General features: G+C 65.0%; 22 protein-coding genes. 4 read left to right on the forward strand and 18 right to left on the reverse strand.

Annotation, left to right across the window (positions count from 1 at the left end; all coding sequences use genetic code 11):
* Nucleotides 1–88: 88 nt before the first annotated feature.
* The 3 genes from RIF23_RS12050 to RIF23_RS12060 all read left to right on the forward strand — a co-directional run bounded on the left by RIF23_RS12050 (nt 89) and on the right by RIF23_RS12060 (nt 3,309).
* Nucleotides 89–1,228, forward strand: coding sequence for a substrate-binding domain-containing protein (locus RIF23_RS12050; RefSeq protein ID WP_407659463.1), 1,140 nt, complete (start codon nt 89–91; stop codon nt 1,226–1,228).
* A 78-nt stretch (nt 1,229–1,306) separates the two neighbouring features.
* A complete protein-coding gene (locus RIF23_RS12055) occupies nt 1,307–2,065 on the forward strand; it encodes an ATP-binding cassette domain-containing protein (protein ID WP_310912589.1) in 759 nt (252 codons plus the stop codon).
* The gene (locus tag RIF23_RS12060) at nt 2,062–3,309 is read left to right on the forward strand and encodes a sugar ABC transporter permease (protein ID WP_310912590.1); all 1,248 of its coding nucleotides are present in this window, start codon (nt 2,062–2,064) and stop codon (nt 3,307–3,309) included. Before RIF23_RS12055 ends, RIF23_RS12060 begins: the two co-directional genes overlap by 4 nt.
* A gap of 103 nt (nt 3,310–3,412) precedes the next feature.
* Here the strand turns inward: RIF23_RS12060 and RIF23_RS12065 are convergent, their stop codons facing one another.
* Genes RIF23_RS12065 through RIF23_RS12080 form a run of 4 tightly spaced genes read right to left on the reverse strand, consistent with a single transcriptional unit; the run spans nt 3,413 to nt 7,171 of the window.
* Nucleotides 3,413–4,168, reverse strand: coding sequence for an iron ABC transporter ATP-binding protein (locus tag RIF23_RS12065; protein ID WP_310912591.1), 756 nt, complete (start codon nt 4,166–4,168; stop codon nt 3,413–3,415).
* Nucleotides 4,165–5,199 (reverse strand): iron chelate uptake ABC transporter family permease subunit, encoded by a 1,035-nt coding sequence (locus RIF23_RS12070; protein WP_310912592.1) that lies wholly within the window; start codon nt 5,197–5,199, stop codon nt 4,165–4,167. Before RIF23_RS12070 ends, RIF23_RS12065 begins: the two co-directional genes overlap by 4 nt.
* Nucleotides 5,186–6,214 carry an ABC transporter permease gene (locus tag RIF23_RS12075; protein WP_310912593.1) on the reverse strand — a complete coding sequence of 343 codons (1,029 nt, stop codon included), beginning with the start codon at nt 6,212–6,214 and terminating at the stop codon, nt 5,186–5,188. Before RIF23_RS12075 ends, RIF23_RS12070 begins: the two co-directional genes overlap by 14 nt.
* Nucleotides 6,215–6,217: 3 nt before the next feature.
* Nucleotides 6,218–7,171: a siderophore ABC transporter substrate-binding protein gene (locus tag RIF23_RS12080; protein ID WP_310912594.1), complete on the reverse strand. Its 954-nt coding sequence runs from the start codon at nt 7,169–7,171 to the stop codon at nt 6,218–6,220.
* 378 nt (nt 7,172–7,549) lie between these two features.
* Here RIF23_RS12080 and RIF23_RS12085 point away from each other — a divergent pair, with 378 nt between their 5' ends.
* Nucleotides 7,550–8,053 carry a nucleoside deaminase gene (locus RIF23_RS12085; RefSeq protein ID WP_310912595.1) on the forward strand — a complete coding sequence of 168 codons (504 nt, stop codon included), beginning with the start codon at nt 7,550–7,552 and terminating at the stop codon, nt 8,051–8,053.
* 178 nt (nt 8,054–8,231) lie between these two features.
* Here RIF23_RS12085 and RIF23_RS12090 read toward each other — a convergent pair whose 3' ends face one another.
* From RIF23_RS12090 to RIF23_RS12155, 14 genes are all read right to left on the reverse strand, one after another.
* Entirely contained in the window at nt 8,232–9,221 is a 990-nt protein-coding gene (locus RIF23_RS12090; RefSeq protein WP_310912596.1) for a pirin family protein, read from the reverse strand.
* Nucleotides 9,222–9,288: 67 nt separating this feature from the next.
* On the reverse strand, nt 9,289–10,542 hold the full coding sequence (locus RIF23_RS12095) for a D-arabinono-1,4-lactone oxidase (RefSeq protein WP_310912597.1): 1,254 nt from the start codon (nt 10,540–10,542) through the stop codon (nt 9,289–9,291).
* 148 nt (nt 10,543–10,690) lie between these two features.
* Complete coding sequence (locus RIF23_RS12100) at nt 10,691–12,352, reverse strand: protein kinase domain-containing protein (RefSeq protein ID WP_310912598.1); 1,662 nt, start codon at nt 12,350–12,352, stop codon at nt 10,691–10,693.
* 19 nt (nt 12,353–12,371) lie between these two features.
* Nucleotides 12,372–14,174 (reverse strand): serine/threonine-protein kinase, encoded by a 1,803-nt coding sequence (locus RIF23_RS12105; RefSeq protein ID WP_310912599.1) that lies wholly within the window; start codon nt 14,172–14,174, stop codon nt 12,372–12,374.
* Between the two features lie 195 nt (nt 14,175–14,369).
* Nucleotides 14,370–14,903 (reverse strand): DUF5134 domain-containing protein, encoded by a 534-nt coding sequence (locus RIF23_RS12110; RefSeq protein ID WP_310912600.1) that lies wholly within the window; start codon nt 14,901–14,903, stop codon nt 14,370–14,372.
* A gap of 304 nt (nt 14,904–15,207) precedes the next feature.
* Nucleotides 15,208–15,612 carry a cupin domain-containing protein gene (locus RIF23_RS12115; RefSeq protein ID WP_310912601.1) on the reverse strand — a complete coding sequence of 135 codons (405 nt, stop codon included), beginning with the start codon at nt 15,610–15,612 and terminating at the stop codon, nt 15,208–15,210.
* 24 nt (nt 15,613–15,636) lie between these two features.
* Nucleotides 15,637–16,479, reverse strand: a complete 843-nt coding sequence (gene fabI, locus RIF23_RS12120; RefSeq protein ID WP_310912602.1) for an enoyl-ACP reductase FabI — start codon at nt 16,477–16,479, stop codon at nt 15,637–15,639.
* A 44-nt stretch (nt 16,480–16,523) separates the two neighbouring features.
* Nucleotides 16,524–17,543, reverse strand: coding sequence for a ketoacyl-ACP synthase III (locus tag RIF23_RS12125; RefSeq protein ID WP_310912603.1), 1,020 nt, complete (start codon nt 17,541–17,543; stop codon nt 16,524–16,526).
* Nucleotides 17,540–17,800 (reverse strand): acyl carrier protein, encoded by a 261-nt coding sequence (locus RIF23_RS12130; RefSeq protein WP_310912604.1) that lies wholly within the window; start codon nt 17,798–17,800, stop codon nt 17,540–17,542. Before RIF23_RS12130 ends, RIF23_RS12125 begins: the two co-directional genes overlap by 4 nt.
* Nucleotides 17,797–18,723 (reverse strand): ACP S-malonyltransferase, encoded by a 927-nt coding sequence (locus RIF23_RS12135; RefSeq protein WP_310912605.1) that lies wholly within the window; start codon nt 18,721–18,723, stop codon nt 17,797–17,799. Before RIF23_RS12135 ends, RIF23_RS12130 begins: the two co-directional genes overlap by 4 nt.
* Before the next feature lie 8 nt (nt 18,724–18,731).
* Nucleotides 18,732–19,901, reverse strand: coding sequence for a thioester reductase domain-containing protein (locus tag RIF23_RS12140; protein WP_310912606.1), 1,170 nt, complete (start codon nt 19,899–19,901; stop codon nt 18,732–18,734).
* Nucleotides 19,902–20,736: 835 nt separating this feature from the next.
* Nucleotides 20,737–21,960 (reverse strand): beta-ketoacyl-[acyl-carrier-protein] synthase family protein, encoded by a 1,224-nt coding sequence (locus RIF23_RS12145; protein ID WP_310912607.1) that lies wholly within the window; start codon nt 21,958–21,960, stop codon nt 20,737–20,739.
* 849 nt (nt 21,961–22,809) lie between these two features.
* Complete coding sequence (locus RIF23_RS12150; protein ID WP_310912608.1) at nt 22,810–24,630, reverse strand: acyl-CoA dehydrogenase family protein; 1,821 nt, start codon at nt 24,628–24,630, stop codon at nt 22,810–22,812.
* A gap of 328 nt (nt 24,631–24,958) precedes the next feature.
* On the reverse strand, nt 24,959–25,210 hold the full coding sequence (locus tag RIF23_RS12155) for an acyl carrier protein (RefSeq protein ID WP_310912609.1): 252 nt from the start codon (nt 25,208–25,210) through the stop codon (nt 24,959–24,961).
* Between the last annotated feature and the right edge of the window lie 300 nt (nt 25,211–25,510).

Below are 25,510 nucleotides of genomic sequence, written 5' to 3' on the forward strand. Positions count from 1 at the left end.
CTTCCGGCACGATCACGTGGGTCAGACCACAACTGACCTGGAGATCCGCTACCCACACCCGCAGCTTGGAGGACACACGGTGCGTGCAATCTCAGTGACCCGCACAATCCCCTGGCGCACAGCCGCCGCCGCGGCGGCGCTGGCACTCACGGCAACCGCCTGCGACGCGGCCACCACCGATGGCCCCGAAGGAACCCAGGGCGACGCCTCCATCGAGGAGGGCTTCACGGTGGGGCTGTTGCTCCCCGAGTCCCAGACCACGCGGTACGAAGCACACGACCGGCCCAACTTCGAGGAAGCCGTCGCGGAGGTGTGCCCCAACTGCGAGGTCAACTACCAGAACGCCAACGAGGACACCGACCAGCAGCAGTCCCAGGTGGACGCGATGCTGACCGAGGGTGTGGACGTCATCGCCCTCGGCGCGGTCGATGCTGAAGGCGCCGGAAGCATGGTGAACCAGGCGCACGAGCAGGGCGTACCCGTGGTCGCCTACGACCGGCTTGCCGAAGGCGGCGCCGACCACTACGTCTCCTTCCAGAACGAACGGGTGGGTGAGGTTCAGGCCGAATCCCTGGTGGAGGCGTTGGAGGACGAGGGAACGATCGACGAGGGTGAGGTCGTGGTGATCCACGGTTCGCCCACCGACCCCAACGTCGACGCGCTCAAGGCGGGTGCGGACCCCGTCCTTGAGGAGAACGTGGAGATCGGGGCCAGCTACGACACGCCGGAGTGGTCCCCGGACGAGGCCCAGAGCCAGATGGAGCAGTCGATCACCCAGATCGGCGCCGAGGACATCGTCGGTGTGTACTCCGGTAACGATGGCATGGCCGGTGGCATCATCGCGGCCTGGCAGGGAACCGGCGTCGACGAGATCCCGCCCGTGACCGGACAGGACGCCGAACTTTCCGCGGTGCAGCGCATCGTGGCCGGCGAGCAGTACATGTCTGTTTACAAGGCGATCGCCGACCAGGCCCGCGTCGCCGCCGAGGTATCGATTGCCCTGGCCACCGGGGAGGACATCGACGAGTACGACGTTGCCGAGTCCACCACGGTGACCGACGCCGAGGGCAACGAGGTGGAGTCCACGCTGCTGGAGCCGATCGCACTGACCGAGGACAACATCGAGGAAACCGTCCTCGCCGACGATTTCCACAGTGTCGAGGACATCTGCACCGATGCCTACAGCGACACGGACTTCTGCGAGGAGCACGCCGACGAACTCGAGTAGTCCGCCGCCAGAACCGGGCCGGGGCCGTGCCCCGGCCCGGCCGTGCGGATGCCAGACAGACCACAAAGGTGACCACACATGACGGAACCCATCCTGGACATCACCGCGATGTCCAAGAGTTTCGGGGCGGTGCGCGCCCTGGACGACGTGGACCTCCAAGTCGGCCCCGGTGAGGTGGTCGCTCTCCTGGGCGACAACGGGGCCGGAAAGTCCACCCTGGTCAAGGCCATCTCCGGGGTGAACCCGGCCGATTCCGGCCTGATCCGGTGGGAGGGAAACCCGGTACGGATCCAGCGTCCCCACGATGCCCAGAGCCTGGGAATCGCGACGATCTACCAGGACCTGGCCCTGTGCGACAACCTCGACATCGTCGCGAATCTCTACCTCGGTACCGAGCGCACCCGAGGCGGAACTCTGGACGAGCTGGAGATGGAGAGCCGGGCCCGGGCGTTGTTGGACTCGCTGTCCGTCAACAACATGCCGAACCTACGGGTGCCGGTGGCCTCCCTGTCCGGCGGGCAGCGCCAGATCGTGGCGATCGCCCGGTCGCTGCTGGGCGAACCTCGGGTGGTACTGCTCGACGAGCCGACCGCGGCCCTGGGTGTGGCCCAGACCGCCCAGGTGCTGGACCTCATCGAACGGCTGCGGGACCAGGGCCTCGGAGTAGTGCTGATCAGCCACAACATGGCCGATGTGCGGGCCGTGGCCGACCGGGCCGCGGTCCTGCGCCTCGGCCGTAACGCCGGGGACTTCACCATTTCGGAGACCAGTCACGAGGAGATCGTGGCCGCGATCACGGGCGCCGTGGCCGCTTCCGGATCGGAGGATGCGCGATGACCCAACTGAGGCCACAGGCCACCCAGGACGAGACATCCGCACAGTCCCGGCCCCCAACCAGTCTGCTGGGCACCGCTGTGGGGCACCTGCGCACCCGCCTGCGTGGCGGTGAGCTGGGGGCGATGCCGGTCATCGTCGGTCTGGTACTGATCGCCGTCGTTTTCCAGAGCCTGAACAGCAACTTCCTCACCCCGCAGAACCTGTCCAACATGTCGGTGCAGCTGGTCGCCTACGGACTGTTGTCCTGCGGTGTGATCATGGTGCTGCTGATCGGGGAGATCGACCTCTCCATCGGATCGGTCTCCGGGGTCGCCGGGGCACTCCTGGCGGTTCTGGCGGTCAACCACGGCCTGCCCGAGATCGTGGCGATCGCCCTGGTGGTTCTGGCGGGGGCCGCGATCGGCGCGCTGCACGGAACGATATTCGCCAAGGTGGGTGTGCCGGCCTTCGTCGTCACCCTGGCCGGCTTGCTCGGCTGGAAGGGTGCGCACCTGTTCGTCCTGGGGGACCAGGGGACCATCAACGTTCCCCGGGACGGCACCATCGCCGCACTCACCAAGACCTTCTTTGCTCCCTGGATCGGCTGGAGCGTCGCACTGGCGATCCTGGGGATCTATTTGGTCGCCCAGATGGTTGGCGCCCGCCGTCGTGCCAACGCCGGCCTGCCCACCCGCTCCACGGCCGAGGTGCTGCTGCGCTGGGCACTACTCGCGGCCCCCGTCCTCGGCGGCGTGGCAATCCTCAACGCCTGGAGCGGAGTCCCGCTGGCCTTCCTGATCTTCGTGGGCTTCGTCGTGGCCTTCGACCTGGTGCTGCGCAAGACCCGGTACGGACGCATGGTCTTCGCGGTGGGAGGGAACGCCGAAGCCGCGCGCCGCGCCGGGATCAACGTGGACCTGGTACGAATCTCGGTGTTCACCCTGTCCTCGATGCTCGCCTCCATCGGCGGCATCATGCTGGTGTCCCGCGCGGACGGGGTCAGTCAGGCAACCGGTGGCGACGAGGTGCTGATGTTCGCGATCGCCGCCGCGGTGATCGGGGGAACCAGCCTGTTCGGTGGCCGCGGTAGCTCCTACTCGGCGCTGTTGGGGATGCTGGTGATCCAGTCCATCACCGCCGGGCTGCTTCTGCTCCAGATGGACGCCTCCGTCCGGTTCATGATCACCGCGGTGGTGCTACTCATCGCTGTGGTCCTGGATGCGATGTCCCGCCGCAGCCAGCGAATGCACGCCCGCGGCGGGTGACCGGTGCGTCGGTCGTGTCCGGTCCGTCCCCGGACACGACCGACGCACCTCGGGGGAAACATCGGGGCACGGACAATCCCCACCTGGCCCGCTGCCCCCAAGCTCAGTAGTACACGCCGATGCGGGACCCCCCAATTTCGGTGACCTGCACGTCCAGGTCGAACACGTCCCGGAGGATCTCTGGGGTCATGATCGCCTCGGGAGGACCCGCATGGGCGATCTCCCCGTCCCGCATCGCGATGATCCGGTCGGAGTAGGCCGAGGCGAAGTTGATGTCGTGTACAACGAGGACGACGGTCTTACCGAGCGTGTCCGCGGCGCGGCGGATCTGGCGCATCATCGCCACCGCGTGCTTCATATCCAGGTTGTTCAGCGGCTCGTCCAACAGCACGTACTCGGTGTCCTGACACAGCACCATGGCCACGTAGGCGCGCTGGCGCTGTCCCCCCGAGAGCTCGTCGAGGTAGCGCTCGGCCAGCGGCCCCAGATCCAGAAATCCCAGCGCCGCCTCGATCTGGCTCCGGTCCGTGGGTGTGAGATGGCCCTGGGAGTGCGGATAGCGGCCGAAACTCACCAGGTCCCGTACGGTCAGCCGGGTGGTGAACCGATTCTCCTGGCGCAGGATGGACATCCGCTGGGCCATGACCCGTCCCGGGGCGCGGGCCACATCCAGCCCGTCCACCGTCACCTGCCCCCCGTCCGCACGCAGGAGCCGTCCGATGATGGTCAGCATCGTGGACTTGCCCGCGCCGTTTGGACCGATGATGGAGGTCAGTCCTCCTCGTTCGATCCGTAGCGAGACGCCGTTGAGGACGGTCTGACGTCCGTACACCTTGGTGAGCTCGGTCAGTTCGATCAACGTGCCGCCTTTCGCAGCAGGAAGTACAGGAACAGCGCGCCCCCGACGAATTCGATGACCACGGTGAGGGTTCCGGCATGCCCCAGCAGGTGTTCCAGAACGAACTGTCCACCGACCAGGGTGCACAGGCCCACCAGGAAGGCGACGGGGAGTACGTACCGATGTTCGTGCCGCCCGGCGATCTGGTACGCCAGCGTTGCGGCCACGAAACCGAAGAACGTCATGGGGCCCACCAGCGCGGTCGAGATCGCTACCAGCAGGGTGACCACGACGAGGAGGCGTGTCGCGGTGCGGGTGTGGTCCACCCCCAGGTTGACAGCGGTGTCGCGCCCCAGGGCGAGCACGTCCAGCATGCGGTGACGTCGCCACGCGTAGATCGCGATCAGGATCACTAGGCCGCTCACCCAGGGCAGCAGCTCCGCGTCGGCGCGGGTCAGGCGGGCGAACAGCCGGGTTTGTAGGGCGGTGAACTCGTTGGGGTCCAGCAGCCGCTGCATGAGTTGGGAGAGGCTGGTGAACAGGACACCGAACACGATCCCCACCAGCAGCATCAGGTGCAGGCTGCCAACCCCGCCCGTGAACAGGCGGTTGAACAGCAGCAGTGCGAAGACCACCATCAGCGCGGTCTGGGCGAGGAAGGCCACCACCGGCGGCAGCAGGTTCAGCCCGGCGATACCGAACACGAACACCAGACAGGTCTGCACCAGGACGAACAGCGCTTCCATACCCATGATGGAGGGGGTGAGGATGCGGTTGTCGGTGACGGTGTGGAACAGCACGGTGGAGATCGCGCCGCAGAAGGCCACCACGAGCATGGTCACCACCACGCTCGTGCGCCGCTCCACGACGTATGACACGTTCCCGGTGATGTCGTAGGTCACGTAGGCGAGAATGCACAGCGCCGCGGCCACGGCGAGGATCGCGATCCGCGCCCACGGGGATGGCAGTCGCCGGCTCCGGGGGCGGACGGGGGTCGGGGATGGTACGTCGGGGGCCGTGTTCGGGTGTGCGGTGCCGCTAACGACCGGCATGGGTGCCCTTTCGCAGCAGGAGGAACAGGAACACCGCCGCCCCCACCACCCCGAGGACGCTACCCACGGGAATCTCGAAGGGGGCGCGGACCACCCGGGAGACGATGTCGCAGAGTACGAGGACGCCACCCCCCAGCAGGCACACCCAGGGAACTCCGTGCCGGACATGATCGCCCACCGTCATGCTGACCAGGTTCGGCACGATCAGCCCGAGAAACGGCAGGGAACCAACCACGGAGACCACGACGCCGCTGATCGCTGCGACGATCCCCACGCCCAGGGCCAACACGGCGCGGTAGTTCAGCCCGAGATTGACCGCGATATCGCGGCCCAGCCCGGCTGCCGTGAGGCGGTCGGCCAGGACGTAGGCAGCGGCGGCCAACAGGCCGACGAGCCACAGGTGTTCGTACCGCCCCTGCATCACCCCGGAGAAGTCGCCGGACTGCCAGGTCCCCAGGGTTTGCAGTAGGTCGAAGCGCAGGGCGATGAAGGTGGTGGCCGCGCTGATGACGGCACCGAGCATGATGCCGACCAGCGGCACGATCATCGAGGACTTCAGGGCGACACGCTGGAGAATTCCCAGGAACAGTGCGGTGCCGAGCAGGGCGGCTGTGCAGGCGGCGCTCATCCGCACCCACAGGGGGGCGGCCGGCGCGAGGATAGTCATAAGCAGAATGCCGAGTGCGGCGGACTGCACGGTGCCGGCGGTGGCGGGTTCCACAAAGCGGTTGTGCGTGAGCATCTGCATGATCAGACCGGCCACACTCATGGCCGCCCCGGCGAGGAGCAGAGCTAGGGTGCGGGGAAGCCGACTGATGAGGAACAGCTCGCGGGACTCCGGGTCCGTCAGCAGGCGGTGCGGGGAGATGTCGCTGGCGCCCACGAACAGGCTGAGCACCGACAGCCCCGCCACTCCGAGGCTCGCCACAGCCAGCGGGAGGTAGCGGGAGCCCGCCGCGGGCTGGGTGGTGGCGCTGTCCGCGGCGGGCGGGGAGGGGGCGGTTCGGGATGGCACGGTTCAGGACAGGGCCGCGTCGATGTCGTCCAGGGTGTTGAGGTGGGCCTGGATGCCGCCGACCAGGTACACCTCTTCGGAGTTCAGGTAGAGGATCTGGTCCTCCTGGGCGGCGGTGGTACTGGCCACCAGGTCGTTGTCGAGAACCTGCTCGGCCGGGGAAGCGCCGTCCTCGCCGATGGCGGTGTCCCGGTCGATGACGTACAGCCAGTCCGGGTCGGCCTCGGCCAGGGCCTCGAAGGACAGGACCTCGCCGTGGCTGGCCTCTTCGCTGGAGACCTCGACGGCGGGTTCGAGCCCGAGATCGTCGTAGAAGTACCCGTAGCGTGACCCGGGTCCGTAGGCGCTGATCTCCCCGGAGCTGGTGATGACGACCAGGCCGTCTCCGGCCTCGGCGACCTGTTCTCCGAGGTCGGCGGTGCGCTCCTCCAGCTCGGTGACGAGTTGCTCGGCTTCCCCGGTCCGGTCGAAGATCTCGCCGTAGGCCAGTGCCCGGTCGGCGAGACTGCCCAGGGTGTTGCCGGTCTCGGTGCTCATGTCGATCGTGGGGGCGATCTCGGCGAGTTCCCCGGTGGCGTCGGAGCTGCGGCCCCCGCTGATGACCAGGTCCGGGTCGAGCTCGGCCACGGCTTCGAAGTCGGGGTCGAACAGGGATCCGACGTTCGCGACCGCGTCGTTGTCGGCATAGTCGGAAAAGAAGGCGGGAACGGCGTCCGCGGACGGGATGCCCGCAACCTCGATATCGAGTGCGTCCAGGATGTCCAGCTGGGTGTTGTCGAAGACGACAACGGTTTCGGGCGTCTGCGGCACCTCGATCTCGCCGTTCTCCGCCTGCACGGTCACGGTTTCGGTCGTTCCACCGTCTGCGTTGTCGTCCGCGGCGTCGGCCGAGCATCCGGCGAGCACCAACGCCGATACGGGAAGGAGGGAGCACACAGCGAGGGAGCGTGGGGACACGGCAACTCCAGACGATCGACACCCCACCGAGGTGTTCGGTAAGGCTTAACTTACTAAGGCAAGCCTATATTTACATGCCGGTTGTGGTGCCAACAAGCCGCGGTATGCGGAGCCCGGGCGGGCACTGGGGGCACAGCGGCGGCACCGCCCCGACAGCCCGTCCCACGAATCCGGTGTGTGGCAGGCGTCCTAGACGACGCCCCAGGTCCGCCGAGTCCGGCGGACCGTGGCCGGGATCACCACATAACCTGGCTGGGACCAGGAGCCACGGCCAGGAAGCGCCGAGACCGCGGCCGCGGGACCTACTCCGGTGTCGGCGGCCCGTCCGGTGGCATCCAGACGCGCACACCCGGCCACGCTGAAGGGAGCCCCGACCGTATGCCCGATGTCGCGCCCACCCCCGAGAGCACCGCCCGGTACCGCCCCTGGCTCCAGGTGGCCCTGGCCGAGGCCAAAGCCAGCCTCGACAGCGGAGGAATCCCCATCGGGGCCGCGCTGGTGGCCGCGGACGGTACCGTGCTCGGGCGCGGCCACAACCGCCGTGTCCAGGACGACGACCCCTCCGTCCACGGCGAGACCGCGGCGTTTCGCAACGCCGGCCGGCAGCGCACCTACGCTGGTACAACCATGGTCACCACCCTCGCCCCGTGCTGGTATTGCAGCGGGCTGGTGCGTCAGTTCGGCATCCCCCGTGTGGTGATCGGGGAAGCCCGCACGTTCCACGGGGCCCACCACTGGCTCGCCGCCCACGGCGTGGAGATCGTCCTGCTGGACGACCCCGCGTGCGTGCAACTGATGAGCGACTTCGTCACCGCCAACCCCGACCTGTGGTTCGAGGACATCGGCGCCGAGGACGCGGAGCCCTCACAACAGCCCGAGTGACCAACCCACACCGCGTCGCCGAACCCCGACGCGTCCGGCGATGCCGTCTCTGGACCGGGCTGGCTCCCCGGCAGGGTCGACTCCGCGGGCCGCGGGGCGGCCGTCACAGCGAGCTATGCAGTGGCCCAATTCCGCATTGGGACCGGCTGCCCGCGGGCGCCCCGAAGCCACCCGCGCCTCACCCCCGCGGTCGGAGCCGCCCCTGCGGCAGTTGTGGTGCCGGCAGCGTCTGTTCCCAGGACCGCGGAAACACCCCGAAGTCCGCCGTATCCCGCGCGGTGCTTCCACCCCGAACGCGCGCCTGCTCCCACCGTTCGCGGTAGGTCACGATCTCCGCATGGCTACGCCCGACGAAGTTCCACCACATCACGATCTGCTCGCCGAGCGGTTCCCCACCCAGCAGCAGGAAGCGAGTGTCCACCCGCGGCGCACAGAGCTCCAGGGCCTTCGCCCCGGGGTCCTGACACAGCAGCTGCCGCTCCGCGGCCGCCACCCCGCCGAGCGTGACCTCGCCCCGGTCCACGAGCACGCCGTACTCGAAACCGGGATCGGCATCGAGGACCAGCCGCTGCCCGGCGGGCAGGAGGACCTCCGCACCAAGCAACGGTGTGTGTGTCGACACCGGCGACACCTGCCCGGCCAGCGTGCCCAGGAACACCCGAAGCTCGGCAGCCCCGTGGGACACGGCCACAGGCACGTGGTGATCGAAGCGGGGCGCGCCGAACCGGGTCCGTTCCGGCAGCGCCACCCACAACTGCACCCCGTGCAGTATCGGCGCGGAACCCACCGAGTACTCGGAGTGCGCAATGCCCGCACCGGCCGTCATCAGGCTCAGTTCTCCCGGGCCGATGACGGCATGACCACCCGTGGTGTCACGGTGCTCCACCTCCCCGGCGAACAGCCAGGACACGGTCTGCAATCCGGTGTGTGGGTGACCGGGAACCCGCATGCCGCCACTGCGGGAGACATCGTCGGGGCCGTAGTGGTCCACGAAGCACCACGCGCCAATCAGGGACTGGGCACGTTGGGGCAGCGTGCGGTGCACAGTCATCCCACGGGGACCACCCAGCGGGACCTCGCGGGCGGTAAGGAGTCGAACGTCGGCGGACGAGTGCCTCTCGCTGTTGACACAGGTGACCTCGGCCGGTGCGGAGTCGAGATTACTCACCTGCCCCACAGTTGCCGTTGTGGCCCCCCGGGTCAAGCGCACAACTGGACACGGGAGTAGAACACGGTCAGTGCAACAGCCGATCCAGGAAGGCGTTGCCGAAGGTCTGACGTGGGTCCAGTTCCCGGACCAGCGCGGCGAAGTCCTCGAACCGCGGGTAGGCGGCACGCACCTGCTCCGGCGGGGTAACGAAGAGCTTGCCCCAGTGCGGCCGTGGCGAGAACGGGGCGAGCGCGGCCTCCACCTCCCGCAGCACCCGAAGCACCGCGGCCTCATCATCGATCCAGGTGAAGTGGATCCCGAGAACGTCACGGCCGTAGCTGGGGCTGAGCCACAGGTCGTCCTGCGCCACCGTCCTCAGCTCGCAGACCTGGAGCAGCGGAGCGATCTGCTCCCGCAGCGCGAACAGCGCCGTCAGCGCGGCGGAGGCGTGCTCCCGCGGAACCAGGTACTCCGACTGGAGTTCCTGCCCACTGCTGGGCAGGAACTCCGCGCGGAAGTGGGGGAGACGCTCGTGCCAGGCACCGGCGATGCCGTCCTGGAGTGTGCAGTTCTCCGGTGGCATACCCGGAACCGGGTGGCTGGGGCCGGACGGGCGGGCCCCGAAGAGGTCACCGTCGGGGCGGGGGTCGTGTTCCCGGCGTTTGATCCACACCGTTCCCGCCTCCGCGGAGTGCCAGCGGGTGAACACACTCACGCTGTAGCCGCTCGCGAAGATCTCGTCGAGATGCGCGTGCAGCGCCGACCAGGACAGCCCGGAATACACCCACTGCCGAACCCCGAACGTCGGTACGACGTCCAGCGTGAGCCGGACGACGACCCCGAGGGCGCCCAGCCCGACCACGACCCCGGGGAACCGGTCGCTGTCCCGGTCCCGCCGCAGCGTCCGTAGCTGCCCGTCCGCGGTGACCAGGTCGATGGCGGATACCGCGGTCGCAAGGTTTCCGTTGGCGTCCCCGGAACCGTGCGTGCCCGTGGCGCAGGCACCGGCCACCGAGATGTGCGGCAGCGAGCCCAGATTGTGCAGCGCGAGCCCGGCCGCGTCCAGGTCTGCGGTCAGCTGGGCATAGCGCAGCCCCGCCCCCACGGTGACGGTGGTGGACTCGCGGTCCACCAGGGTCGGTTGCTCCAGCGCGTCCAGGGACAGCTGCGCGGCACGCCCGTCGGCGATGTCGTTGAACGAGTGCCCGGTGCCCACCGGGCGGATTGCCTCGCTGGCTGCCACCAGTTCCTGCACCTGCGCGATCGTTCTCGGCCGGTGCAGGGCCCCGGGGCGGTAGGTGACGTTCCCCGCCCAGTTTGTGCGCTGTGTCGTGGTCACGGAGTCCCCCAGGTGAACGTGTGGCTCGGGGTCGGTGGCTGTGCGGTGGTCGGCGCCGGCCGGTCGTTGGTGGACATCCGGGAGAGCCGGGACCGTTCCCGCCATCCAACCAAACCGCAGGATCGTCCCGAAGGCAGGGGCCGGCTGCTCAGGTGCAGTCGGTGTAATCCAGCGAGAAGCCCTCCCCGGGACCGTAGTCCACGGTCCACCAGTCGTCGGTGGGAATCCGTTCGCCCGGGGTGGCGCACACACTCACGGGTGGGGCACCGAGCCCGTCCTGATGGTACTCAGGACCCTCGAAGGTGAGGAGCGTCGCGTCGCGCGAAGGGATCGTGTAGGCCCCGCTGAACCGCACCGCCCGGTCGGGGACTGCGGACTCCTCAACCCGCCCCGAGGTGTGGCGCTGCTCCCCGTGGTTCACCACGAGCATCTCGCCGGTTACCGGGACCGTGCTGGTGGGGAGTACATAGGCGTTGGACTCCACCCCGTTCGAGGTGGACATCATGTCGAATACCGCAACGGCGGCCCGCTGCCCCGAGCCGTCGCTGTGCTCGAAGTAGGCGTACTCGGTGCCGAGATCGCGTTCGGGAAACAACGCGGCCGTCTGCGCGTCCACGTCCCGAAGCTCGGCCCGGGCCCGCCAGCCGTCGTTCTCCGCGGTGTCCACAGCGAGATCGCCAGGCCAGTCCCCGGCGTAGGCGTGCGGCTCCTCCTCCGGCTCGGGGAGCTGCCCGGGATCTGGAGTGGTGCCGGGAGCCGTCCCGGCGTCGGCTTCGCTCTCCTCGGCGCTGTCCGGGGAGAGCAGCGTGAGCGTCAGCACCGTGGCCGCGGTCACGGACACCAACGCTGTCCCGGTCACCGTGAGCACAGCGCGGCCACGCCGCGGCGCGGCTGGGACGGGCGGCACCTCCACGCCGGGCCAGTGCGCGGCGAGGAGTGCGGCCGTCGCCGCGCTGCCGTCGTCAGGGCTGTCGGTACCCTGCCAGGCACCGTGTACGGCCCGGAGGGCCTGCCGGGCGTCGGGCCGCTGCTCGGGGTCCCGCGCCAGGGCGGCCGTGACCACCGGGCGCAACGCAGGCGGTAACGCGCTGAGATCCGCTGTGGACGCGTGGGCGTCCGGGGCCATCAGCGCCGCCCCGGCCTCACCAAACGGGGGCCGACCGCTGGCGGCGAAGGCGACCAGACTGCCCCAGGCGAACAGGTCGGCGGGGGCGTCCGCGGCGCGTCCCGCGTACTGCTCCGGGCTGATCCAGCCCGGCGTTCCCAGGACCACCCCCGTGCGGGTCAGTGCGGTCTGCTCGGTGGCTCGGGCGATTCCGAAGTCCAGCAGCACCGGCCCGTGTTCAGCGAGGATGACGTTTCCCGGCTTGAGGTCCCGGTGGATGACGGCGTGTTCGTGGATCGTGTGCAGCGCCGCGGCCGTGGCCGCGGCGAAGGCGAAGAGACGCCCCCCGGCCAGCGGACCGTGCCGTCGGACATAGGTGCCCAGGGTGTGCCCGGGGACGAGCTCGGTGGCCAGCCACGGCCGCGCCGCGGCGGTGTCGGCGTCGTGGAACCGTGCGAGGTGGGGGCCCTGAATGTCGCGGATCAGGTCGACCTCGCGTACGAAGCGTGTCTGGAAGTCCCGGTCACTGCTGTGCTCGTCGTGAACCACCTTTATGGCGAGCAAGGTGTCCTGGGGGTTGCGCGCTGTGTACGCTGCGTACGCCGCGTACGCCGCGTACACTGTGCCCATCCCGCCGCTGCCGAGTCGTCCGTACAGGCGGTAGGGGCCGATCCGGCGGGGATCGTTGCGGGTGAGGGGGTGCACGAGTTACTCCTTGCCTCGCTCAGTACATGGCAGGGTTACCGCAGTTGTAGCCTCCGCGATGCCAGACCGGGAAGTCCGGCCAGGGCTCGATCTGGAGGTCGAAGCACACACTGGCCTGCGGCGTGAAGTGGACCAGCTCGTCCGGATGGTTCCCCCACAGGTTCCCGTCCGGGAGCGTGTAGAACAGTTCACCGTGCGTGCCCGCCCCTGGGGCGGTGACCCGAAAGTCCACACTGTCCTGTTCCGGGGTCACCACCGCCAACACCTCGTTCTCGGTGAGGGGATGCTCCTCGTAGGTGCTGCCGAACTCGTCCACGTGGTCGGCGTCGGACTCGTCGTGGGCACAGTCGATGAACTGCCGGACCTCGCCACAGCGAAGACTCCGGACCGTGAGGTCGTTGCTGTGCAGGACAAAACCACCGACATCGTCCTCGTAGTCCACCCGCCCGGTGAGTTCCACGCCGTTGGCGGTGTCCTCCGCCTCGAGCATTCGGATCGTTGCCACGGGGGGAAGCGGCTCGCCGGACGGCTCGTTGGGAGATTCGGCGCCGGGCGCCTGCTCGGACGCGCCCACGGTGATGCTGTCCCCGTTGATCTCGCGCACCGCAACCTCCGCCAGATCCCGCTCATCCGGGGCCTGGTCCGCCACCAGGTTGGGGCCGCCTCGGGTGATGTCGTCCACCGGCTGGGGCTCCTGACCCGCTGCCTCCGGGGTGGCACCGCCTGGGGTCGCGTTTCCCGGAGTGGGCGTGGTCGGAGCCCCGGTGGCATACCACTGCCCGGCGAACCAGCCGCCCGTGACCGTCAGGGCCACGGCCATCGCCGCGGCGGCGGACAGCTGAACCCCGCGCCGGCGCCACCAGGGCCGGCGCGGGGGCAGCAACGGTTTCCACGTGCTGGTGTCGCTGTCCGCCTCGACCGACCACCCTCGCTCCAACAGTGCGGTGAGGGCCATCGTCGGTTCCGCTGCCGGGGCCTGCTCGGGTCCCGCGCCGAGTGCGGTCACGGTGTGGAGTGCTGCTGTGGCGGTTGGTCGGTGCCGCGGGTCGGTCGCAAGCGCGGCCAGAACCAGCTCCCGCATCTGTGGCGGTAGCCCCGTGACGTCGGGCGCCTCGTTCAGGGTGCGCTCGGCGACTGCCTGGGCATGCCCGTCACCGAACGGGTTGCGTCCGGTGGCCGCGAAGGCGACGAGCCCACCCCAGGCGAACACGTCCGCGGCGACGCTGGGCGCCGCCCCCTGGTACAGCTCCGGGGCGATCCAGCCGGGAGTGCCGACCAGCCCCCCGGTGCTGGTGATGGCCGACTCGTCCACCGCCCGAGCGATACCGAAGTCGAGCACCTTGGGTCCGGTGGGGGAGAGGATCACGTTTCCTGGCTTCAGGTCGCGGTGCACGACACCGGCGGCGTGGATCGCCTGGAGTGCTTCGGCGGCCCCCGCCGCGAAAGCCAGCAGATGGTCTCCCGCCAACGGCCCCCGCTCGGCGACATACGCGCGCAGCGTGGGCCCGGGAACATACTCGGTGGCCAGCCAGGGGCGGGCCGTGTGGGTGTTGGCGTCGAGGAACCGCGGCAGGCATCGCGCCTGGACCCGCCGCACCATGGCGACCTCTCGAGCGAAGCGGGCCCGGAAGTCACGGTCGGCGGCGAAGTCGGACTTGACAACCTTGACGGCCGCCGGGTGCTCGTGCCGATCGACTGCGGCATAGACGGTGCCCATCCCGCCCGCACCGATCCGGCCCGCGATCCGATAGCCCCCGATATAGGCGGGGTCGCCCTCGGACCGGGGGATGATATGCGTCGACCAGGGGGGAGCGGCTGTCACGGATATTCCTCGATCTCCGGTTGTCTGCCGAGCAGAATTGTAGGCAACCGTGGTCATTCACCGCAGCAACGCCCGCACCGGCCGGGGCCGTGCAGCAGGCAGCCAGGCCGGAATCCGGTGGGGCTGCGGAGGGGACCAGTTCGAGCTGGCGGAAGCGCAGCGAACGCGGGGTCCCGGTACGGGACCTGGCCATGGTCACAGCATCAGCAACATCGCCCCCATCGCTGCGATCATGCCCAGACTGCATATCGCGTCCCGACGGTGGGGACGGCTGTGTACCTGGGCCCGGCAGCATACGTGCACGACGCCCCAGAAAATCAGCACCGCCACGACCCCGACATTTTCTCCGGCAGCACCCGCGTGGTGTACGTGTGTGTCGGCAGGGTCTGGACCGTCGGTACCGGGTGCCAGCAGCACCAGGAATGCCATGGTGGCCAGGTCCGCGACGACGTGCAGCCATTCGTGCCGACGTGGCAGCTGGTACCACGCCCACGCCGCGGCCACCAGCAGCAGTGCGACCAGCGGGAGGCGCGTCGGGCCGGTCATGCCCAGCGCGGCCATGATCCCCATGGCCATCGCCATCACCCCGTGCAGCGCCCAGTCGAGTACCGGCCCGCGCAGGCGAACCAGTAGTGGCACCAGCGAGAACCCGAAACCGACAACACCCAGCACGAGGTGTACGGCCGTGCCGATCGCCACGCCTGTCCCCAACCCGCCGGAGGTACGCACGCTGACTACCGAGAAGCGGATTCCCCTGCGGCCGGTCTGGACAACCTTGCCGCACCGCCAGAGAAGTGTGCCCCGCCTCGGGGCGGACAGGTGACGGATCAACGAAACCGAAAGTGCGCTCGGGGCCAGTTCGACCGTCGCGACACGACGCCTCCTCCAGAGGCGTGCTTCCGGTGGCACGGGCCGGTACCCGGGGCATGTCCGCGAAACCGGACCAGGTGACATGGCCGGCGTTCGACCCCAGGGCGTTGGTCACGCTCGTTGTTTCGCTGGCCCTGGTGCCGAATTCGTCGTTCGCTTTCGTCTACCCGACGGATTCCGGGCCGTCGGTCGCAATAGCCAGGGGTGCGCCCGCCGGCAGTAGGTAAGCAGCGTAGAGAATCAGAGGCGTCCGCATTTCATTGTATCCTATATGCGAAGCTTCTTCTCCGAATGGCTCGATGAATGCAGATCCTTCAGTGATGTGCTGTGTTTCTCCGCTTTTCATGGTGTGTTTGAGTTTCCCGGATTGAACTACGATGAGGACGGGGCCTTGGTGGTAGTGCCATCCTGTTGACTCTCCCGGTGGGATCTGGATCTTGGCGAAGATGAGTGACATGTCATCGTCGACTTCGATTCGATCTTGGTGTGTAGTAGTTCCAGATGCCAGTGTGGAGAAGGTTACTATTTTCGGGTATGAGCTGCTGGTATCGGGGAGTTCCTCCACCATTGTCATCCTTAAATCAGGGGTGGTTCAGGTGTAGTCGGCCCAGGTCGTCGGAGTGAAGGTGGATGCGGTTTCGGATTGATCGCATGGGGAAGATAGGGATCCTGCGGTTCCGACCATGTGTGCTCCCCCATCCGCGTAGATGACCGATCCGGTTGTTGCGGGCAGCCATGAAGACAGAAGTGCTACGCAGGTTCGCGCCACCGTGTCTGGGTTGTCTGGTGACCAGCCGAGGGGAGCTTGGCTGACGAAGGCGGATTCCAAGGCCTCAAACTGGGGTACGGCAGATGCGGCCAGGGTGCGTACCGGTCCTGCGGCGACGAGATTGACCCGAATGCCACGGTGGCCCAGGTCGCGTGCGAGATAGCGTACGCAGGACTCCAGGGCGGCCTTGGCGATGCCCATCCAGTTGTAGCCGGGCCAGGCCACGCTGGCGTCGAAACCAAGGCTAACGATCGAGCCACGCCCGTTCATCAGGGGCAGGATCGCCTCGGTCAATGCCGCCAACGAGTAGGCCGAAGTGTGGAGCGTGGTTGCGACGTCGGCCCAGGAGGTGTGCAGTATGTGTCCCCCCAACGCGCGGGGAGGGGCATAGGCTACCGAATGCAGCACCCCGTCCACGCCTGGGACGTGTTCGCCGACCCGGTCGGCAAGCGCAGCGAGGTCCTGGCCGTCGGTGACGTCGAGAGGAACCACTGGGCAGTGCTGCGGGAGTGATTCCGCGAGGTACTCCACGAGCGCTGGACGACGGTGGCTGGTGAGGACGATTCGGGCACCCTCCTCCTGCGCAATGCGGGCCGTGTGGTAGGCCAGGGAGGCCGAGGAGACCACACCGGTGATGAGGAGGTTTCGACCGGCCAGTATTCCCATGGGGTTCTCCGTGGGTGAGAGACAAGAGCGCCGATCCGGGCTGGCTAGGGCAGGCGTACCACCTGTGCGGCCCAGGTCATGCCCACTCCGAACCCCAGGAGCAGTGCGAGTTCCCCAGACTCCGCTTCGCCGGAGGCGAGTAGGGTCTCGATCGCCAGCGGAATCGATGCCGCCGAGGTGTTGCCGTCAGTGCGGATGGCCCGTGCGACGGTGACATGGTTTGGGAGGTTGAGCTCGTCGACGAACCGCTGGATCAGTCGCTCGTTCGCCTGGTGGGGGATGAACGCACTGATGTCCCGCCAAGTCGTCTCCGCTTGGATCAATGCGGTCCGGGCGAGTGGCGTCATCTGGCTACCGAACCGGCGGGCGAGCTCAGGACCATCCATGTGCAGGACAGGATCCGTGGAAGTGACCTGGGTGCGTCGCCGTTCCAGCGTGAACAGGTGTTCCGCCGTTCCGTCGGATCCCCAGGCCACGGGGCCGAACCCGGCACGGTCGGCGGCGCTGACCACCGCTGCCCCGGCGCCGTCGGCAAACACCGCTGCCGTGTCTCGGTCCGTGGGGTCGACGACGTCCACGAGGCGTTCCGCCGCAACGACAAGAACATGCTCGGCGGCACCCGTGCTGATGTGACCAGCGGCGGTCGTCAGTCCCAGGCTGAATCCGGCACATGCGGCGTTCACATCGTAGGCGCCAGCCTGGGAGGCACCGAGGTCGCGGGTGAGTGCCGGAGCAAGGGCGGGAATCTGTCGCGTATTGGTCATAGTGGCCAGAACAACGCATCCGACATCGGACGGTTTCAGCTCCGCGTGGTCGAGTGCGGAACGTGCGGCTTTGCTCCCCATGCTGACCAGGGTTTCCTTATCGCTCGCCTGGTGTCGAGACACAATTCCCGTGCGTTTTTGGATCCAGTCCGAGGGTAGGGAAAGCTGGGCGTCGATTTCGCTGCTGGTGATGACCTGGCGTGGTCGATAGGTTCCGATTCCGGATATATGGCAGGGACGCCCGCCACAGGGGCGCCGGATGGCAGGTTTGGTCTGATCGGGAGTGCGCGCTGGGCTCATGACGGTTCTTCCTGGGTCGCCAGATGGCGGTTGACGTAATCGAGTGTGGATTGTGGTGTCCGAAAATCGTCGATAATCTCCGGTGGCACTGGAACTTGGTATTCGTTGGTGATACGTTCCGCCAACTCCACGAGGGTTAGGGAGTCGATATCGAGTTCGGTGAAGGGACGTGCGGTATCGACTGTGGCGATATCGATGTCGACCTTGCATGCGTGGAGTATCCGGGCAAGGTCATTCAGGGTGAACGTAGCCATCATGTCTCCGTGTACGGATGCTGTATTGATGTGGCGCGGTCTCTGCGAATGTGAGTTACCAGCCTGGTGAGTACCTGTTCGGAACCGATTTCATCGAATAGCACTCCGTCGCCGGGCAGCTCGGGGCGCCCCCAACGGTCGATGATTTCTTCGATGGAGTGCTGCCACAATACGGGATGCGTGAGGTGAGCAACCAGAGCGTCCCGGACGTCGAGATTCTGGTATGGTCGGGCCGTGAGGTTCGCGATAACGGGCGTCTTCCCGGGACACGCATTGAAATTTGGCATTGCGATTCGGAATTCATTGGCAGCGCCTCGCATATGCCGAGTATGGAAGGCGCCAGTGATGCGCAGCCGCGATGTGAGTTTTGCGCCGGCCGACTGGAGGGCTGAGCGTGCCGTATTGATCTGGTCTACCGGTCCGCCCAGGACCGACTGAAATCTGCTATTCAGGTTCGCCGGTTCGATCTCGCTCAGCTCCGCCTGTTCCAGAACAGAGTTGATCTCGACGATCGTCAATCCCACGACGGCGAGCATCGCGCCCGGACGACCGGTCGTAACCTGGGCCCGTGTCTGTACCAGGCGCAATCCGGTGGCGAAGTCGAGGACTCCGGCCGCCTCCAATGCGTTGTACTCACCCAGACTGTGTCCGATCAGGACATCGGGCTGGGCAAAATGTTTCAGATAGTTTCGGTATGCCAGGGCATTGGTCACGTACACGGCTGGTTGCGCGTAACGTGAATCTTCGAGCGCACCGTGTGGATCCGAAAGACACAACTCGCGCACCGAGTAGTCAAGAATATCGTCGGCTTCGTCGATCAGTGACGAGGGGTTCTCCAGGAGTTCGCTCCCCATCCCTCGACGTTGGCCCCCCTGCCCGGGAAACATCAGGACCCGGAGGTAACTGGTCGTACTGCGGAACGTCATACGGTGTCCTACTCCGAAAGAATATGGGCGAGAAACCGGGAGAAGTAGTTCCGGTCCATCGGAGGAATCATGGGGGAGGGCTCGAGGCAGGCAAGAGTCGTATCCGCGCTGGCATAGGTAGCCACACCGTTCTCTGGGCTCGGCAGAAAACGGGGAACAGCGGAGGAAAGCTGGTATACGGGGCTGCTCGGGCCGTAGGTTGTGCGAACCAGGTCCAGCCACCGGTCGTAAGGAACACGATCTAGGTCCGGTCGTTCCGCGCGCACCATGCTGAAATAAGTCTCCAGGGGCATGGGTGTGGGTGCGATCGGGTGGAACACTCCCGTCGGGCCGGCATATTCGGTCGCGATCCGGACGATGCAGGTGGCGGTGAAGTCGGCGCAGCTCACCGGGAGTTGAAAGTTGTGCGTCGGTATGCTTCCCACCCGCACACAGGCCTGGGTAAGCTGGGCAAGCCAGTCGGACGTGCACGCGAATCCGCTCGTACTGTCGCCGAGGATGGCCCCCGGCCGGTAGATACGTGCCGGAAGCCCACGCTCGCGCGCCTGGCACACCCGGCTCTCGGAGACCCATTTGCTCTCGTAGTAGCCCACTGGTAACGGCTGCGGAGGTCTCATGTCTTCCGTGACGACCCCCCACCCCTCGGCGAAACCAGCAATAATCGTCCCCAGGGTCGAGATATGATGAAATGGGATTCGTCGACGGAAGGTGGCGAACTTTAGTAACTCCGTAGTTGACACCACATTGCTGTTGCGGAGAAATTTGTATCCACTAACCAGATTGACCCAGGCGGCACAGTGATAAATGCTGTGTACGCGTTCCGACCAGTACTCATACTCGGGTGGCGTTAGTCCCAATCTGGGCTTGGCGATATTTCCGACGATAATATCGACACGATGTATCTCCTCGGTGTTGGCCCCGCGAGCCGCCAGAGATGCGTGCAGCTCAGAATATGCCTCCTCTGGCGTTCGTCCACGCACCACACAACAGATCCGGGATCGGGTCCGCTCCAGAAGTGTCGCAAGCAGAAATCCTCCGAGATATCCGGTGGCCCCCGTTAGGAGAATCGCGCCTTCGTCTTCCGGAGATGGGGTTGGTGCCGCGGACGGATCGATTTCTGCTGGCAGGGTGAGGTCAGAAACATAGGCGCGACTGTCGGGTTCGGAACTGGGTTGCAAAGGTTATCCTCGTGACTCAGGAACGAAAAGAAATATTTTTCGTGTGGAGTGCTTTTCTTCTGGAGTGACGATTGCTTTGTGTCGTCATCCTGGTATCGACTGTAGCAGTGTGATTGATCATTAAATAGTGGCAACCCTTGGATTTCAAATATGTAGCAGCAGAGAAATATTTTTATGTAGCTGAGGAGAGTGTTCTCTTACTCTTGGTTCCTCTTGCCTGTTCTGTGGCGCGACGGAGGGATGTTGTTCGTTATCTCTGAGGTGAAAGGAGTGTGTTCTCTGGGATGGAGGATGCGTGGTAGATGACCGGGGTTGGGTGGAGATTTCGCTGATTGCTGGCCACGCTCCACGAGGTCTGCGGGTAACCATCTCGCGCGTGCTGGCGCAGTGCTCGAATACCGCTCCCAATCAGCCCTGGAGGCTGCTGCGAAGGGCAAAACCCTGGGTGGGCGGAACACGTGTGGAGCTCACTGGAGGCACACCCTGCCGGTGCCGCGGTGGCGGCCGACAGTTGGGGTGCAACCGGATCAGATTCCGCCACTCGCACCGGGTGTAGCCGAAGGGTATATTGTCCCGGATGTTCGGAACCAAGGAGCGGATTTTGCACTCTGGTGCAGGTCGCACCGGAAAGAGAGGCCGTGTCCTGGGGTCACTCGCTGGAGTCACTCAGTTTCCCCACGGCGCGATCCTCGAGGAGGGGGATGGGACTACACCCTGGACGCTGCCATTATTGGAGCTGGGGTCGGCTGTGGCGTTGTGGGCTGGTCCTCCCATAGGTGCGGTACAGACGGGTGCTGAGGTCAGCCCCGTTCATGTCGAGGGTCCACAGCGGAGTTCAACTTTCCAGCACCAGTACAGCGTTATGTCCTCCGAACCCGAATGAACTGCTGAGGGCGGTACGGACCTCCCTGGCGCGGGGGGTATCGCGGACGAGGTCGAGTTCAATGTCCGGGTCTGGGGTGGTCAGGCCGGCGATCGGAGGGACCATGCCGGTTTGGATGGTCAGTACGGTCAGGCCAGCCTCGATAGCGCCAGCTGCACCGAGGGCGTGTCCCGTCACACCTTTCGTGGAGGTCACCGGGGGTCGGTGGGGCAGCACTCTGTCGATAACCCGGGCTTCGGTGAGGTCGTTCAACGGGGTGCTGGTGCCGTGCGCGTTCACATGGTCCACCTCGGAGGGGTTTCGGTCGGCGTCGGTGAGCGCCAGCCGGAGTGCCCGTTCTGCCGCCACCCCCTGGGGGTGGGGAGCGGTGCTGTGGTGGGCATCGCAGGTGGTGCCGTAGCCGGTGATTCGGGCGCGTGGGCGGACGCTGCGTTCCACAGCGTGTTGTTCGGTTTCCAGGACCATGACTCCTGCGCCTTCGGATATGACGAAGCCGTCGCGTTTCTGGTCGAACGGGCGGGAGGCCGATTCTGGATCCTCGTTGTTGCGCGATAGCGCTCCCATACTGGCGAATGTGGCCAGGAAGTAGGGCGTGAGCAGGGCTTCTGTGCCCCCGGCGAGGACGATATCGGCCGCTCCTGTCTGAAGGAGCCCCCGAGCTGCCCCGAGAGCATCGGTCCCGGCGGCGCAGGCGGTGTTGACGGTGAGGTTGGGACCGGTGGCGTGGAAACGGATGGCTAGCTGGGCTGCGGCCTGGTTCGGCATGGACATGGGCAGGGCGAGCGGTGACACCGTGCTCGGACCGGTGTTGTGGATTCGTGCCATCTGTGTCTCCGTGGTCTCAGCACCCCACGCCCCACAGCCCAGGACGATGGCCACACGCTCGGAATTCCAGGTGGAGGGTGTGAGGCCGGCATCCTGGATGGCTTCATCCGTGGCCAGGAGCGCGAGCCGGGTGAAGCGGTCCAGCCGCCATCCCTGTGCCCCAGCGGGGAGTGGGGTGGTGCCGGAGACGGGGGCCGGGCAGGCGATCCGTACGGGCAGGTGTGCGAATTCCGGGAGAGCTTGGGCCGTAGGCTGGCCGCTGCGGACCGTCTGCCAGGTCTCGGCCGCGCCAAGACCTCCAGAGGTCACCAGGCCCAGCCCACTGACGACTGCGGGGAAGCGGGACATCATTGGCTCCTTACTGACAGGGAGCGATATGGCGGGTGATCCAGTCCAGCCAGCCAGTGGGTCGTGGTGGTTGGTACGGGCCAGCGGATCCACCGGGACGACGTGCATCGTGGCCGAGGTGGCACCGGCCAGAATTCGTGAACGGCAACGGGCCGCGTCGGCGGACCGCCCCAGCAGCCGCCGGAGCTTGCGCGTCCCGGCGCGGAGGCCGTCGAATGTCGTAGCCACCCGAGTGCGCCTCTTGCCACCCACGCCCACCGCCACCGGTCGGGGAATTCGCCATGCAAGGGGGATTGCAGAGTGTTGTTCGGCGTCCCGATTCGCGTGGTCATAGATGTTGCGTAGTTCTGCGGGAGGGGCCGCTGAGGACTCTTGATTCTGGCTGTTACGCGTTGGTGCCCTCGAGGCACTACAGACAATGTTATGCGGAAAGTCGCTCCCCTACGCGAGGGTGAGGGTTCGGCGGGAACATTCCATATTTGTACAACGTAGCCGTTCTTCTGACACATCCTAGGGGTGCCAGTACGGGACGGAATTCCGGAGGTGGCATGTCTGTGGTAGTGATTTCGGAACGCAGTGATAACCGATATCTTACCGGTGTCCGGATACGGGGCGCTATTGGGAGCGGACGGCGGAACTAACACGCTCCATGCGGTAGGGATGAGTGGCGTGCCCGAATACTGCGTGGGGGTCGTGCCCTGCGCTGTGTGTACCCTGAGGTTTGGCCAGACACCAGACATCAGCGCTGGTCCCGGTCAGCAGTTGGAATGCGGTGGCTCCGCCGACGAGACCGCTCGCTGAGGTAGGCGAGATGCACGGGAGCAAGGTCCGGACGTGTGGTAGTCCTGTCTATTAACGCTGAGCAGTCATCCCACCGTAGCGTGTGTAGTAACTGAGGTAGTCGTCGGCGATCGCTGTCCGCAGCACTGAGTTGGGAAGGGCGAACCCCTCGATCAGGAGCGGAATATAGGGAAGGATTTGGACACATAGTTCATCCAGGGTTCGGGAGATGCTCAGGACTTGGTCGGCGGTGAGGACACCGTGGGCGAGATACCAGCCTGAATCCTTGGCGATTTCATTCAGCCCGTACACCGTGGCCAGTAGTGTAAGCGCGCTGTTGGCGTCGGGATGTGTCACAGTGGAGATGTCATCCAGAAAGGATCCAAGTGCTGTACGACTGCCGTACGTTCTGGCCATGTCTAGCGCAGGATTGAGATTATCGTTCCAAGCGTCGAGCCGTTCCCTAGTGTCCAGTAGTGCTTGTCCGTATTTATCTCGGATTTCCCATCGTAGGCTTTCCTCGCGATAGGAAAGTAGATCATACATGCTACGGGGATCGTTCAGCTGCCCTGGTTCCGGTGTGGATGGACGAGGCGTTCGGTGCTGGAGCAGACTACCTGCGGCAATACTGAGTATAACCAGGTTGTCGCCCTCGGCTGTAATGACTGTCTGAGCCGCCCCCACATAGTCAGCGATGCGATTTATGGCGAACATCCCTTGCGCCCCACATCGTTCCCTGCAAATGTGAATAGTTTCGGAAGATGACCAGCTGGCGATTGCTTTTGCGACAGAAATAAATTCTTCCAGATCCTCTGATGGCTCGTTCTGCATCATCGCGTATCGTGACTTAACGTTGTTCATAAGACTGGTCATCGAATAGGTTGCGGCCAGTTGTGAAAATAATTCACGCTGTTGACTGCGATACTGGATTAAAGGGACATCGTTGCGCCCTGGAGCGAAACTATGGCGCTGAATAGAGTATTTAAGAGCAATAACAAGACTTGCACGAGCGCAGGATACTAGCCCAGATGTGAGCCCGATTCGCCCCAGTAAGAGAGCATTAACCGACTGTAGAAAACGTTGGCGGCGACTGATGCTAGAATTAAATTCTCCGTTGGGGTTGAGTGTGCCGTGCGTCCCAGGAACGAAGTTTGCTCGAGGGACGCGTTTCTGGCTAAATACGGTAATCGCATTGTCGAGGTGATGTCCGGGTTTATGGGGGAGGGGTGTTATTTGTATGTTTCTGCATGGACCCGCGCTGTCAGTCAATCTAACTATGAAAGGAAAAACCCCCTCGTCTTTTCCGTTAATTTTCAGCTTAGCCATGGCGATGCCCAGCTTGGGAATTCCTTCGAGAAATGTCGCATTGGGCATGAACTTTGCTGCGCGTGGTCGGGGAGTATTGAGGATGAATTCATTAGATCTGGGGTCATAATCCGCCTCGGTCTCCAATGCGGAGGCGTTATTTCCGTATCCTAGTTCGGTGACCAGATACACCCCGAACGAGGACATGGATTCCAGTTCCCTGGTATACTGGTCGAGTTCGGGCTGGTTGTTCCCATGGATGCACAGAGTTCCAAGACACAGTCCATAGTGGATGGACAGGAGGGCGTTCGCGGTGGGATCGAGTAGGGCGGACCATTCAAGCAGTGCGAACAGACGCATCGGGGTCCGCGCCACGTCGCCGGGTATGTTGAGTCGGTCCCGAAGGAATCGCACGCGTTGGTAAGATAGTTGGCATGCTTGGTTGTCGGTGAGTCCTTCCCGGAAGTCGAATATGTCTGCGCGCAGGGTATTCCGAATGTCGGCGTGGAGTTCGGTGAAGCGGTTCGCATAGACGACGTCTATGAGCGCTTGCACAGCAGAAGTGGAAGGGGCAGGTAGAGACGCCATACCGGCCGGTCTCCTCTCGTGTCTCTGTGCGGGTGTGTGTGATAGGTGGTGGAGAGCGGACGGCGGAGCACCACGTCTGGAACGCTTCGACCAGGGACGAAATATTTGCGGTCGAGAGTGACGATCACGGTTGGCTGAATTTGTGCACCTAATTATGCAGTCATTCCGAAATTCGTGTTTCGGGTCAGGCGGGACCGACAAAAGACTTCTGTAGAATCGCGGCAATTACTCTGCAAGTATTTTGGTTTCGGTTTTTGGTGCGATTAAAACCGAGTTTCGGTGGTCGATTACTGTTTCAATTATAGTGTGGAAACGGCGATGAGTGCAGTCACTCGTCAGTATTAGTTCCTGATTCTTGATTGGCGATCCAGGTGGATATTTCTTCCAATGTCTGTTGAGGCGATATTTCTACTTCGTTGAGTCCTATATCAAATGTTTGCTGTACCGTCAGAGCTAATTCCATTAGCGCCAGTGAGTCAAGCTCAAGATTTTCCAGCATTGCTTTTGGGTGAATATCGGACTCAGGAATCTCGAATTTTGTTATCAAAATTTCTTTCAATTTGGAGTATGTTTCCTGCATAAACGTTCAGCTTTCCTTATGATGGAATTTCCAGTCAGTCTCATGTTATGCATATGCAGTGATAAAGTAAATAATTTTTCATTGAGTGTCACCTGAGCGAAATATTTGTATAGCGAAAGCGTGACTAGTAGTGGGTGACGAGGCTCTCGAGGCAACGCGGGACCGTGTGCTTATGCCGCCGGTCGCACACCGCGTGCGCTATGCCGGCGTTCGACCTTCCAGGGTGCTGCCGGCGGGGAGTGGCCGAGGGGAGTCATCGGCGTTGTTCTGGGGTCTGGTCGTGCTATCCAGCAACTCCGC

The organism is Lipingzhangella rawalii (genome assembly GCF_031628175.1).
GTDB lineage: Bacteria > Actinomycetota > Actinomycetes > Streptosporangiales > Streptosporangiaceae > Lipingzhangella_A > Lipingzhangella_A rawalii.